The sequence below is a fragment of the Borrelia sp. HM genome, assembly GCF_019669085.1.
Classification (GTDB): Bacteria; Spirochaetota; Spirochaetia; order Borreliales; family Borreliaceae; genus Borrelia.
Window position 1 is genome coordinate 563530 of the sequence record NZ_AP024401.1, and the last position, 14130, is coordinate 577659.

Sequence of the window (14130 nt, forward strand, 5' to 3'; positions counted from 1 at the left end):
TTTTATGAATGTACTTAGTATTGATATTGGTACTAGTACTTTGAAGTCTGCTTTAGTTAATTCACAACATGGAGTTTTAGAGTCTTTTGATGTAAATTATTTTGATTACTTTAATGTTGATTTTGAAAATTTTGATTTCAAAATATGGATTTTTGCTTTAAAAAAGGTAATTTCTAAGTTTAGATATAAACAAATAGATTGTATTTCTATTAGTGGTATTTCTCCATGTTTAATAGCTCTTGGTCCAGATTTAGTTCCTTTAGAGGTTTTACATTGGAATTCTTCTAAAGTGGTTGGTAACTTTAGCGGAAAATCAGCTTTTTTACCATTTGTTCTTAGTACTATTGAGAGGGGCATTTATGATAAGGTTAGATATTTTGTATCTTGTTTTGAATATTTTATTTATTTGCTCACAGGTAATCTAATTACAAGTTATCCAAATTTATCTTATATTCCTTTTATTTGGGATGATATTGAAATAAGTGAATATAATCTTGATAAAGATAAATTTCCTCCATTTTTAAGGATGGGCACAAGTGTTGGTAAAGTTACTAATAGTGCCAGTATTGAGTTTGGAATACAAAGTGGAATAGAGGTTATTAATGCTGGAATAGATTATTTAAGCGTACTTATTGGAATTGGGGCATTTTTTCCTGGAGTTATATCCAATAGAACAGGTACAAGTGAAGGATTTAATTTTGTCTCAGATGAATGTTTACCTGGCTTTTCTTTGGCATATCCTTATTTTTTAGATAATTTGTTTATTATTGGTAAGATAATTCCTTCTGGATATTTGTTACAATTATTTAAAGATAAATTTTTTAGGAGTAATAAGTCTTTTAAAGAATTTTTTGAAGAAATTGCTAAGGTGTATAATCTATGTGATGTTTATTTTTATTTAAACAAAAAAGAGCTTTTCTCTGATCGTATTTTAATAGATTCACAAATAAGAGATGATTTGAGTAAAGGTATTGTTGGAAAATTAGAAAATTCTTTACAGATAGTGATTGCAATTCTTGAGTCTTCTTATTTTTCCTTTTACAATAGAATACTTCAGCTTAAATCCTTGAAAAAAGATGTTTTAGATATTTTTGTTAGTGGTTCTAATTCTGATAATTCGTTTTTAAATGAGTTAAAATCTAATATTATTGGTAGAGATTTAAAGGTCTTTGAATTTAAACATTCTGAGATCATTGGTAATGCAATCTTAGCTTTTTATTGTTTAAAAGAGTTTGATAGCTTAGATGAGGCATTTAAAAAGATTGCTAAATGTAAGAAAGTGATATCTTTTAATGCTAGTGTTCATGATATTTATTTGGAGAAATATCATAAGTATATTTCCAATTTTAATTTATTTGTTAATAGTTAATATATAAGCGTCCTTAAACTCATTTAATCCTAGTATTTTTTTGAGATCTAGTTTTGCTTCTGATATAGTTTTGTAAGGTCCAGATCTGACTCTATATATATCTTTTTTATTTACTGTTGCTGATTGGATTTTTGCATGTATTTTATATTTAATTAATTCTTGAATATTATTATCAGCAGAAATAGGATCTGAGAGTGATGCAAATTGTATGTAATATTCTTTTTGAGGTTTATATTTATTATCTTTATTTTCAGATTTACTATGTTTGTTTTTTTCTTTTTTAATTTCTTTGTTTGTTTTAATAGTTACTTTTGATGTTTGTGGTGTTTTTTCTTTGGAGTTTATTTTGTCAACTTTTTGTTGATTTATTACTTGTGATTCTTTTTCATTAATAATTTTTTTATTATTGTTGTTTATGCTATTACTTAAGCTTTTATCTTTTTTGCTATCTTTCGTTAGGTCAATTATAATTTCATTTGGTTTGTCAGTTATTGATAAAGTTTCTTCTGGGCTTTCATTTTTTATTTCTTCTATAGTTTTTTCATCTTTTATTTCTTGTAGGACAATATTTTTACCTGCGATGTCAGAGGCTAGGTTTTTATTTGGAAAGAAAATTATTATTCCAAGAAATATTATTGTACACACAGCTACAATTGAAGTTAATGCTACTAAAAATCCTTTGCTATTATTTTCATTAAAGTCTTGCACTATATTACCCCTTTCATTTTTGTCCTAATCTTTTTTTCTAGATATTTATAGCTCTTATTGTTAATTATATTTATTATTTTTGAATTTAGAATATTTTTATTTAAAAAAATATTTTCTTGTTGTTTAAGGATATTTATAATTAAATTTTCATCAATGTTTCGGTTTGATATTAGCCTGTGTTTTATTATCTCGTCATTTGCTTTTATCATAAATATGTAATTGCAAAACTTTGCAAGATTTAATTTAAAAAGTAATGCTGCGTTTATTATGAGTTTATTAGATGTGCTTTGTAATATAGCTTGTTCTACTTTCTTATATATAATAGGATGTGTTATTGCTTCTAATTTATCTAGTTCTTTTCTATCTTTAAATACAAGATTTCTCAGTTTTGCTCTTTCAATTTCATTTTGATTATTTAATATTTCTGTGCCAAATGTATTCACTATTTTATCTTGTTTTAATTTTAAAATTATGTGCCCAATTTTATCCACATTTATTTCTTTAAAATTATATTTATTTTTAATGATTTTAGAAACGGTATCTTTGCCTGTTGATATTCGTCCAGTGATGCCAATTATTATTGATGTATTTCTCCCCATGATTTTCCAGTCTCAATATTTGTTTTTAGAGGGAGTTTTAAAGGATACGCATTTTCCATTAGTTCTTTTATTATTACTTTGGCTTCTTCACATTCTTGCTTAGGAGATTCGATTAGCATTTCATCGTGTACTTGTAATATTATTTTTGACTTAAGATTTTTACTTTTGAATTCGTTATATACCTTGATCATTGCTATTTTCATTATATCAGCAGCGCTACCTTGGATTATACTGTTTATTGCTATTCTTTCAGCGCCCGAGCGTTCTGTATAATTTTGGCTATTAATTTCTTTTATATATCGTCTTCTCTTTAAAAGAGTTTCGCTATATCCATTTTTTCTTACAAACTCTATTTGATCTGTTATAAAAATTTTTGTTTTAGAATAAAGGTTAAAATATGAATCTATGAACTTTTGTGCTTCTTCTCTTTTAATTGATAATTCTTGTGATAGTCTATAAGCTGACATTCTATAAATTATTCCAAAATTGATTGATTTTGCTATTCTTCTCATAGAAGATGTTACTTTATCTTCATCTACTTTAAAAAGCTGGGATGCTGTTTTTGTATGAATATCTTTTTTGTTTTTAAATGCTTCAATTAATGTTTCGTCCTCTGAGAGATGTGCTAATATTACAAGTTCAATTTGTGAATAGTCAGCTGAAATAAAAATATTACCTTGTTCAGGTTTAAAAGCTTCTCTTATTTTGCGTCCTTTTTCATCTTTAATTGGAATATTTTGTAAATTGGGAGCATTACTTGAGATACGGCCCGTTGCTGTTTTTGTTTGTATAAAGTTTGTGTGTATTTTATTTGTTTTTTCATTTATGAATTCTATTAGATTCTCTGTATACGTGTTTTTGAGTTTTAAGAGTTGTCTGTGTTGTATGATTTTTTCTATAGATTCATGCTGACCTTTGATTGCTTCTAATACTTTAATATTTGTTGAGTTTTTATTGACATTTTGGGGTATTTTTAAATTTAATTCCTTAAATAAAACTGAATACAGTTGTTTGCTTGAATTTAGATTAAATCTAATACCTATACTTTCTATTATATCATTTTCAATTAATGTTAATTCTTTATCAAGTTCATGACTATATTTCCTTAGATAATCTTTGTCAAGGTAAATTCCATTTTCTTCCATTTCTGTAATTACATTGCTAAATGGCATTTCAATCTCCATCATTAGACTTTCACAGTTTTTTTCTTTGAGTGTTTTTTTAAAAATTGTAAATAATCTAAAAGTAATGTCTGCATCCTCAGCAGCGTAATTGGAAACTATGTCAATAGGTATATCTTTTAAGGTACTATTTTTTGTCACTATTTCTTCGTATTTAATATTTTTGTGCATTAAATATTTTTCTGCTAGAAAATCAAGTGATGTTTTTATATTTGGGTTAATGATATATGCTGCTATCATTGTATCAAAGTAAGGAGGAATTATATTAAATCCATGTTTTTTCAGTATTTTATAATCGAATTTATAGTTTTGACCAATTAATTTAGGTTTTGTTTTAAAGAATTCATTGAATTTTTGTATTACATATTCTTTTTCAATATAGTTTTTTTCTTGAGATTCTATGGGAATATAATAACTTTCAAATTCTTTAAATGCAACTGAAATTCCGATTATTTGTGCTTCATGAACTTCAAGTGAAGTTGTTTCTGTGTCTATTGCTACGTAGCTTGCATTTTTTAGTTTTTCTATTAATGAGTCAAGTTGTTCTTTTGTTAATATTGTTTCATATTTGATATTTTCTTCTTGTATTGTTTTAAGATTATTTGAGTATGATGTTGTTTCTAAAATATTTGTGTCTAATTGATTTAGCTTAGTTGTATTTGTTTCAAAAATTGATCTTTGTGTTTGATTTGAAATATTTCTTTTTTTTAGTATGTCTTTGTAAGATTTAATTAGAGTTGTTGCAGAGTATTCTTCAAATAATAAAATAATGTCTTCTTTAAGATTTTCTAATTTAAATGTTTCAAGTGATGGTAGTTTTAGATTTTCTACAAGAGTGATAAGTTCATAACTTAAAAAGGCATTTTCTTTCTCTCTTAGTAGTATTTCTCTGTATCGATTATTAATAGAATCTAAATTTTCATATATTCCATTTAATGTTTGAAATTCATTTAGTAGCTTGATTGCTCCTTTCTCTCCAATTCCTTTAATGCCTGGTATATTATCTGATCTGTCTCCAACTATGGATAGATAACTTTTGATTTGGGATTTATCTATTCCAAACCTTTTCATTACATAATCATTATCCATTTCTACGAAACTACTATTCTCAATTTTTAATATTTTGATTTGATTTGACATCAGTTGTAAGAGATCTTTATCTGGAGATATGATATAAGTTAAATAATTATTACTTTCTGCTTTTTTTGAAAAGCTAGCTATTAGATCATCAGCTTCATACCCTTTTACCTCAAACATTGGGATGTTTGCTTTTAGTAAACCTTCTTTTATCCAATAGATTTGAGGAATTAAATTATCTGGTGGAGCTTCTCTTGTTGCTTTATAGCTTGGGTATTTTTGTTGTCTAAATGTTTGTGTTTCTGAATCAAAAGTTACAATTAAACTTTTTGGATTTTTCTCTTTAATTATGAAAAAAAGAGTTTTAAAAAATCCAATAAATGCATTAACATTTTCTCCTTTACTATTTATTAAAGGATTATTTTTCATTACATGATAGCTTCTAAATATTATATTTAAAGCGTCGATTAAATAAATTTCTTTCATATTTTGACATCTACTGCAATTGTTCTTGTATAACTAAAAAGATTTTGAGGAAATTGAATCTTTGGAATTGTTGTCTTTTGATCAAAGAGATTTTGTAAAGTTTTGCATATATTTTGGTATTGAATGCATATTATTTCTTTTAATAAATTAGTCTCTGCAATTAATTTTTCAATTTCTTCTTGTTTTTGATAGTTTTTTTTTAACCATGAATTTATAGTGATATAATAATTATTGATTGAATTGATGATTAAATCTTTTCTAGGATTTGTAATGTTTAATATATTTACTTCTTTCTTAATTTCTTGATTTTCAAATTCTAAAATTGTTTTTAGATTGTTTAGTTCAAATATTAGCTCTTGTAAATATATTTTTAATGTTCTGTTAACTGACAATGTTAATTCCTAATTTTTTGGTAATAATATGATTATCTTTTTTAAGTAGTGCTTTCCAAGCTGTATTTAGATTTTTTAGGTGTTTTAAAACTTCTTCAATATTATCTTCGATATTCTGTTTAAATACAACATTTTCTAATGTTTTATTTAAGTGGGAGTATATTGATAGCAAATTATTTGCAATATCTCCACCATCTGCAAAATTTAATGTTGACATTAATTCAATAATGATATCTTGTGCGTGGTAAACTTTTGCATCCGCTTTTGTTATATTGATAAAATCTTCACTTTTATAAAGTTCTTTAGCTATTTCTAAATCTTGTATTGCTTTGTCGTAAAGCATTACCAATATTGATATGGAGTTTGATGTATTGATTTGTGTTTTTTTATATATGTGTTCTTTTGTTAGCAATAATTTTCCCCTAGTTGAGTTTTTTTATTTGTTCTACTATTTGTTCTTCTTTAAAAGGTTTTGTAATGTATCCTTTTGCTCCAAGCTCCAAGGCTTTTTCGATTAGTTCTTGTTTTCCAAGTGCTGTAACCATTAATACATTCATCTTTCTTGCAAGTTTACTGTTAACTTCATTTATTTTCTCAAGAGCTGTAATACCATCCATACCCATCATTGTTATGTCAAGAGTTATCAGATGAATTTCTTCATGCTTTTCAAATTCTTTAATAGCTTGAATACCATCTTCTGATTCAAAAAATTCATTAAAGCCCAATTTTTTTAAAATCTTAATTAAATTCTTTCTCATAAAGATAGAGTCATCAACTATCAAGGCTTTCTTTTTATTTGTTTCCAAATCTTACTCCTTATTTGATTTTAACATAGCATAGTTTTTAATAGCACATTAAAAATCATCAATATCAATAACTTTATATACAAAGTAAAATAAAATAATCTATTTTTTATTTTACTTTAGATTTTAAGATTAATGAGTTTATTACTCAAGGTTTTAACTTAAAAAATTTATGTTTTTATTTATAATTTATTGATTTTTTTTTAAAAGTTTATAAATTTGCTTAAATTTTATATTTTTATTTTTGTTATTTTCAGTACAATATTGATTATTGTTATTTACATTATTTTGTTAAAATATATTGTGAATTACTAATTAGTTTCAATTTCATATTTATGAGCAAAGATATTAAAGCTGAAATTTTAAATTTGAAAAATATCATTAGAAAATGGAACAAAGAGTATTATATTGATTCTTCACCTAGTGTGGATGATTTAGTTTATGATAAAGCTCTTTTACGACTGCAATATTTAGAAAAAAAGTATCCTGAATATAAAACATTAGATTCTCCAACCCTTAGATTTGGGAGTGATCTCTTAAATAGTTTTGAAGAAGTAAAGCATGATTTTCCTATATTAAGTTTGGATAAAGCTTATGATATTAAAGAATTATTATTGTGGGTTAAAAAAATACAGTTAGAGGGTTCTAAAGTGGGATTTTGTAGTGCCATTTCAGTTGAACCCAAAATTGATGGATGTTCAATTGTTCTTTATTATAAAGATGGCATACTTCAAAGAGCTTTAACTAGGGGAGATGGGAGAGTGGGAAATGATGTTACTGAGAATGTACGAACAATTAAAAATGTTCCTTTAAGTATTGATGAAAAAGTTGAATTAGCTTTGAGAGGTGAAATTTATATTACCAAGGCAAATTTTTTAAAGATAAATCAGATGTTAAAAACTCCTTATGTTAATGCTAGAAATTTAGTCTCGGGTATACTGAGGAGAATAAATAGTAGTGAAGTTGCTAATTTTCCTTTAGATATTTTTGTATATGATATTTTATATTCTTGCCTGAAACTGAATTTGGGTCATGATGCGTTTGATAAACTTAAAAAATTTGGATTTAAAGTTAATCCTTACTGTGCATTTTTTGATGGTAAAAATTTAGAAGAAGATATTATTAGTCATGTAAAGAAGATAGAAGGTCAAAGAAATTCTTTTGAGTATGAAATTGATGGTATTGTGCTAAAAGTTGATAATTTTTCTTTAAGAGAGATCTTAGGATATACTGCTCATCATCCCAAGTGGTCAATAGCTTATAAATTTGAATCTTTTACAGGTTTAAGTAGAGTTGTTGATATATTTGTTCAGGTTGGTCGTAGTGGAAAAATTACTCCTGTTGCACATGTAGATAAAGTGCTTATTGCTGGGGCTTTTATTACTAATGCAAGTTTGCATAATCAAGATTATATAGATTTTCTTGGTTTAAATATTGGAGATATTGTTTCAATTTCAAGACGTGGAGATGTTATTCCAGCTGTTGAATTGGTGGTAGAAAAGCTTACGGTAGGTAATTTTAAAATTCCTGATAGTTGTCCTTCATGTCAAAGGACTTTGATAAAAGAAGGATCACATCTTTTTTGTATAAATAAATTGTGTGCTTGTAGAATAATTGAGCAGATCAAGTATTTTTGTAGTAAGAAGTGTATGAATATTGTGGGACTTTCAGGGAAAACAATTGAGTTCCTTTGTAAAATGGATTTTATATCTTCAGAAATTGAGCTTTACACTTTTGATTTTGATAGGCTTATTAATCTAAGAGGTTTTGATATTAAAAGAATTAATAATTTAAAACGTTCAATTGAAGAGAGTAAAGGTCGACCATTTAGAAAATTACTTCTTAGCATGGGCATTAAAGAACTTGGAGCAAATACAATATTAATGCTATTGAATAACAACTTAAACTCATTTGATATAATTAGTACTTTGTGCAAAAATAGAGAGGCTGCTCTTGAAGAACTTTTAAAGATTAAGGGGATTGGGCGAAATATAGCTTTAAATATTATTGAGGCATTTAATGATAAGATTATTATTGATAAGTTCAATTTTTTAAAAAAATTAGGGTTTGCTATGAAAGAGGATAATGCTAGTTCTTCTGTAGATACTTCTTTTTTAATGGGCAAAAAATTTTGCATTACAGGTTCTTTTGGGGATTATACTAGACATATTCTTGTTGAAAGAATTACTAGTAAAGGTGCTACTTTTAAAGATTCAGTTACTAAGAGTTTAGATTTTTTGCTTGTTGGAGATAATCCTGGGTTAAAAGTGTCTAAAGCCAATAATTTAGGCATTAAAATTTTTACTCTTTCTGACATAATAAGTTTTATAGATTTGAATGATTAAATTTATTTTATTATTCTTATATTTTTGAATTCCAATATTAAATTTTTGTATAAAGTCTGTATATCATTTATATGATCTATTTGTATTAAGTTTCTGAAAAATTTTTCCTTTTGTTTTAATGATGGATTGATAAAATAGTTTTTAACCTTATATTTTGGGATTAGTTTATAAATTTCTTTTGCCCTGTGTAAATTTTTTGTTGGTTCTATTTCAATGTAATATCCTTTAGATTTTTTAAAATCAAATTCATTACTTTTGTCTTTAAAATCATAGTTATTTGAATGTGTATCTGGATATATTTTAAAATTAGCAGATTTTATTACGGGATTTTCATTTGGTAGTTTTGTATTGTTAGAGCAAAATTCATTTTTTGTTCGTTTTAAGTCTGTGTTTTCTTTTTTGAGGAGATTTTTATTTTGATATTTTTCAAGTTTTCCTTGAAATGTTAAAATAGCACTTTCATTGTCAACTAGTCTTTGACTTAATTCATTTATTTGATCTTCTTTTTTTTGAATTCTATTTTTACTTTCTTTGTATAATTCTTCATTTTTCTCAATTTTGTCTTTTAGTATATCTATTGCTTTTTCTAGTGAAGATAAGCTGTGTTCGATAGTTTGAAAATTATTATAGTTATTATTTTGTGACTTGATTAACTCTTTTTGAAGTGTTAGTAATTTGTCTTCATTGTTAATAATTTTGTCATCAAGTTCATTAATTTTATTGGTCTGATTGTCAAGTAAGTTTTTGTTAATGTTGATTTTGTTATCAAGTTCATTTATAGCTTGTATTTTTGCATCAAAATACTCTTGTTGTGGGTTATACAACATTTCATGTGTATTTTCCTCAGGTGGATTTTCAAGTGGATAGTCATATTCTTCATCTGACATATATTCATTTTGATTTTTTTCATATTCTTCATCATTGTTATGAATACTATTGTTTACTTGAGGAACATTGTTATTAAATAAATTTTCTTTTGTGATAAGTAATTTTTTTATATTTTCAATTTCTTTTTTTAAACTTTTTGCTAGGTTTGTGTATTCTGTATTTGTGTTTTTGATTAATTTTAGGTTTAATTGATTTAAAAGATTTTCTATATTTTGTATTTTTCGTTCATAATTTTTGATTCGAAATTTTAAATTATCTATATTTTCTATAAGCCAGTCATCTAAATTTTCTTGTTCTGAGTAGAAATTTTGTGCGTTTAAAATTTGTGGATGTGTTAACTCTTTGCTTATTAAGATATTATTTGTTTCTTGTGTGTTATTTAATATTTGAGGTTGTGTTGAATTTTTAAGTTTAAATTCATTGAGTTTTTTGTTTAATTTATTTAAGTTTTTGTTTTTTAGGATTTGATCGTTTGTTGATTGAATCACCTCTTCTTTATTACTAAAGTCTTCGTTAAAATCTTCTTTTGGAATATAAATTTTTGAGTAATTTATTATGTAATTAGTCGTATTTCCTTGAGTTGTTTCAAAGAGTAATGTGTATAAGAAAAGAATAAAAATTTTAGATAACATTGGATTGTCTTTTTACCTTTATCCATAATTACTTCATTTATATTGTTTGATATTGTGTTTACTCTTGATACTACCATAGTTTTTAAAATTTATCAAAAGAAAATTCATTGTTATATTTAATTAAACAATATACATAATGTGAATATGATAGCTTTATTGTTTTTTAAATAAAGCTCTTCTATATAAGACTTGTGCTTTAATTTTTAATTGTAATTTATTGCGCAAATTATTTGATTGTGAATATTTTTATGTTTTTATTTTTAATAGCAATTTTGTTGGTATTGTGCCATAATGATACAAACAGAAGATAAGTTATAAAGTTTTGACTTATTATTTTACTTAATTGCTTATGAAGATAGAAAATATGGATGAAGTTTTTGCTTTACCAGTTTGTTGTAATATCAAGAATGCTGTTATTGATGATTTTAAGCTTTTAGATGAATATAAAGATCGAGTTTTTAATATAAGTTATAAAGATAATATTAGTTTGAAGTTGATTGATATTGTTGATTTTAATGAGTTTAATCTAAAACTTTTTGATAATAAAATAGATTTTGAAGGGCAGATTCCTTTAATTTTATATTCTGATAGATTGGATTCTTTGTTAGAAGCAGAAGAAAGCATTGTTTTCAAACTAAAAGCTATTGAAGATGAGGAGCATAATGTTGCTTCTAATTTCAAGTCAAAAGAAAATAAAGAGAATGATGAATTTAAAATTCATCATTCTCTTTATGAATTTTCAGAATATTTAAATTATTGTAATGATGTCCTTTTGGTTAGGGTATGCTTTCAAAATGATATTTTAATCATTGATGCAGACCTTGATAATATTAAACTAGTCAAGCAGATTATTAGTAATAATTTTTATATTGGTATGGATAAGATCATTATTAACCCTATTAATAATGATTGTGTTAATATTTTATTTTCTATTTCTTTTAATGCTGTTTTACAAGGTATAATAATTGCTAAGAAACTTGGGCAAAAGAGAGTTAATGTTCTTTATTATAAAAGGCATTTTTTAATGGCACAATCTTTGAGCTTAAAGTTTTCAGTGTTTAATTATCTATCAACAGAGAATAGAATTGCTAAGATTATTGTAGATATTGAAATTAATAGACCGTTAAATTTTCTTTATAAATTTTATTTTGACTATCTTAAGTATATTTTTAGTAATTTATTTTTTGATCTGTATATACATGTGAATTTTACGGAGACTAAGAGTAATACTGTGTTTTTTTATGACAATCATTTTTTATTTGGGGGATCTGTTTATAATTTTATTTATTCAAATTTTTATAATCTTGCAGTTAGTTTTTCACTTGAACCCCTTAGCTATTTACTTAGTTATGTTAAAAAAGAATATAGTGTTTTTGTAAAACTTTTTAAGGAGATGGATTTAAAAAATTCTATTATGCGCAAATCATCTTCTATGAGTTTAAATAGAAAATATAGTCTTTTTGATGTAAGAAGAAAGGGTATAGGATTTTCCTTGTTAAGTCTAGACTATGCTTTTCTAGGAGTTGAACAAACTGTTTCTATGAGTTTATACAAGGATAAATTGGATATATTTATTCCTTATAAGGTAATAGATGTTAACTTAATTAATTATTTAAAAAATATTTTGGCTAGAGCTTTTAATTTGTCTTATAAAAGTGTCAACTTTATTGTTAGTGATATTTTTAGAAATGATGTTGAGCTTTATAGTACTTTAATCAAAGAATCGTATTTTATTGAAAAAGAGGTTATAGCTATTAAAGATAACCTTGCTATGGTTATTGGTAAGGAAAATTTTAATGGTGAATATCCTGTTGTAGTTAGTCAAAATTTTGCTATAGATATGAATAAAAAGGTTAATGTTGCTTGTTCTTTGGAAATTGATATAGAAATAAATTCTTTTAATATTACATTTAGCAATGTAAATTTTTTTGTTGAAAATGGTAAGTTTGATAAACTTAGAATAAACAATAAAAGGGTATTTTCAATTTTTAGCGTTGCAGTTGCCTATGTTTTTGGAAATATTACTTATGATATTGTTGATTCTGTAGAGCTTGAATTTATTGAGGATGGCGAATTTATTTTTTCTTTTAGAGCAGTATTTATTGCATCTGTTTGTGCAATTAGAACAGCTTTAATTCAGGCTTTTGATTTTAATATATGTAAAACCCCTATTAATCTTAATGACATTCTAAATAGTTGGAGCGTACGAATTGATACTAATTAGCTTTAATTTGAATGGAGAGAGTCTTTCAAAAAGTGTTGAACTTCCTTTGAGTACCAGGGATCTTTTAATAAGTATTTTTTATTCAAATGAGATGAATTTGATTGAAAATATAAATAAAAAATTTTCTTTAGTGCTTTTAGATTTAAAACCTGTATATTCATTTCTAGTTCCAGCTTTTATGTTAAATGGGCGTAGCATCATTACTGTTGAAGGTTTGAAAAATACTACCTTTTATGAGTCTTTGTTGAATGTTTTATTGACAAATGATATTAGTTTTTGTGCAAATTGTTTTTCATCTAATGCATTATTATTTTATTATTTTTTAAAACATAAAGTTATAATTAGAACTGACATTTTAGGATATTATAATATACTTAAATGTTATTGTATTGATGTTAATACTTTTTTAGAGCTTTATTTGCGTTTAGAAGAATTAGAGAGAAAGTAATTGATGTGAGAGTATATTATCCAGAAAATTTTAATGCACTTGTTAGTTTATTTAATAAAAATTTAGATAATTATATAATTTATAATGAGATTGATTTTCATAAAAATATTGAGGTTTTTGTGAAAAAGGAAATTTCAGGTGATTTTTTTGTGATAAATAATTTTGAAAAATTTAATAAGGTTTTACTTAAGAGTAATTTTTTGGAGATGGGTCCATGCCTTACTTATGATGCAATATTGCAATTTGGTGAGAGAAATATTCCAAGACTATTTTATGAATTTATTTCAAGATTAAGTGATAGAATTTATCTTAGTAGTATTAATATTGCTAATGGATTTTATTATAAAAATACAGTTTTTGATTTATATCCTTTATTATTAAGTCTTGATGCTCATCTTGAGTTTAAAGATATTTCAACTAAAAAGACTTATACTTATAACGCTTATAGTATTAATAGAGATGATTATATACAGAATCGCAATACTTTATTTTTGAGTAAATTAAAATTTCCTATCACAAATTTGTGGAATAAGAGTTTTTATAGCAGAATATTTGTTGAGAATTTTTCATTTGATATTTTAGAAGAGGTCAATATTATTTTTGTTTGTGTGCTTTTAAATATTAAAAGAGATATTATAAGTGATTTTTTAATGAAAATATTTTACAATGACAAGGTTATTACTTTGCGAGATTTCCAGGTTTTACTTATTAACAAGTCTTTGCCCTTATCTATATTTGAGATTGAGGATTCGCTTAAGATGTTGGATAAAAGTATTAGGGATGCTAAAAACTTTATTTTAGGGGAGCGAAGTTTAAGACTTATAAAAAATTTTTATTTTGATATATTGTCTAATTTTTAATTTTGTAAAAATTGGTATTAATAAATAATTACTGATTTTTGGCATAGTTTTGATATAAAAGCAATAGAATTAATTTATCAATTTGTTTTTATGCATTATAATATTTATTTGTTAATAA

General features: G+C 24.9%; 12 protein-coding genes. 5 read left to right on the forward strand and 7 right to left on the reverse strand.

Annotated features, from left to right (window positions below):
* The first annotated feature begins 4 nt into the window (after positions 1–4).
* Positions 5–1369, forward strand: coding sequence for an FGGY-family carbohydrate kinase (locus K5563_RS02715; protein WP_221037463.1), 1365 nt, complete (start codon positions 5–7; stop codon positions 1367–1369).
* Here the strand turns inward: K5563_RS02715 and K5563_RS02720 are convergent.
* The 6 genes from K5563_RS02720 to K5563_RS02745 are packed head-to-tail and all read right to left on the reverse strand — an operon-like array spanning position 1352 to position 6618.
* The gene (locus K5563_RS02720; RefSeq protein ID WP_221037464.1) at positions 1352–2077 is read right to left on the reverse strand and encodes an SPOR domain-containing protein; all 726 of its coding nucleotides are present in this window, start codon (positions 2075–2077) and stop codon (positions 1352–1354) included. The genes K5563_RS02715 and K5563_RS02720 overlap by 18 nt on opposite strands.
* Positions 2077–2676: a dephospho-CoA kinase gene (gene coaE / locus K5563_RS02725; protein WP_221037465.1), complete on the reverse strand. Its 600-nt coding sequence runs from the start codon at positions 2674–2676 to the stop codon at positions 2077–2079. Before coaE ends, K5563_RS02720 begins: the two co-directional genes overlap by 1 nt.
* Positions 2655–5420, reverse strand: a complete 2766-nt coding sequence (polA, locus tag K5563_RS02730; RefSeq protein WP_221037466.1) for a DNA polymerase I — start codon at positions 5418–5420, stop codon at positions 2655–2657. Before polA ends, coaE begins: the two co-directional genes overlap by 22 nt.
* Positions 5417–5812 (reverse strand): hypothetical protein, encoded by a 396-nt coding sequence (locus K5563_RS02735; protein WP_221037467.1) that lies wholly within the window; start codon positions 5810–5812, stop codon positions 5417–5419. Before K5563_RS02735 ends, polA begins: the two co-directional genes overlap by 4 nt.
* A complete protein-coding gene (locus tag K5563_RS02740) occupies positions 5802–6224 on the reverse strand; it encodes a flagellar protein FliS (protein ID WP_221037468.1) in 423 nt (140 codons plus the stop codon). Before K5563_RS02740 ends, K5563_RS02735 begins: the two co-directional genes overlap by 11 nt.
* A gap of 10 nt (positions 6225–6234) precedes the next feature.
* Complete coding sequence (locus tag K5563_RS02745) at positions 6235–6618, reverse strand: response regulator (RefSeq protein ID WP_221037469.1); 384 nt, start codon at positions 6616–6618, stop codon at positions 6235–6237.
* A 332-nt stretch (positions 6619–6950) separates the two neighbouring features.
* Between K5563_RS02745 and ligA the strand changes: the two genes are divergently transcribed.
* A complete protein-coding gene (gene ligA / locus K5563_RS02750) occupies positions 6951–8960 on the forward strand; it encodes an NAD-dependent DNA ligase LigA (protein WP_221037470.1) in 2010 nt (669 codons plus the stop codon).
* Positions 8961–8962: 2 nt separating this feature from the next.
* Here the strand turns inward: ligA and K5563_RS02755 are convergent, their stop codons facing one another.
* Positions 8963–10480 (reverse strand): hypothetical protein, encoded by a 1518-nt coding sequence (locus tag K5563_RS02755; RefSeq protein ID WP_221037471.1) that lies wholly within the window; start codon positions 10478–10480, stop codon positions 8963–8965.
* 349 nt (positions 10481–10829) lie between these two features.
* Here K5563_RS02755 and K5563_RS02760 point away from each other — a divergent pair, with 349 nt between their 5' ends.
* Genes K5563_RS02760 through K5563_RS02770 form a run of 3 tightly spaced genes read left to right on the forward strand, consistent with a single transcriptional unit; the run spans position 10830 to position 14012 of the window.
* Positions 10830–12704 (forward strand): hypothetical protein, encoded by a 1875-nt coding sequence (locus K5563_RS02760; RefSeq protein ID WP_221037472.1) that lies wholly within the window; start codon positions 10830–10832, stop codon positions 12702–12704.
* The gene (locus K5563_RS02765; protein ID WP_221037473.1) at positions 12691–13152 is read left to right on the forward strand and encodes a hypothetical protein; all 462 of its coding nucleotides are present in this window, start codon (positions 12691–12693) and stop codon (positions 13150–13152) included. Before K5563_RS02760 ends, K5563_RS02765 begins: the two co-directional genes overlap by 14 nt.
* Positions 13137–14012, forward strand: a complete 876-nt coding sequence (locus K5563_RS02770) for a xanthine dehydrogenase family protein subunit M (protein ID WP_221037754.1) — start codon at positions 13137–13139, stop codon at positions 14010–14012. Before K5563_RS02765 ends, K5563_RS02770 begins: the two co-directional genes overlap by 16 nt.
* Positions 14013–14130: the final 118 nt, after the last annotated feature.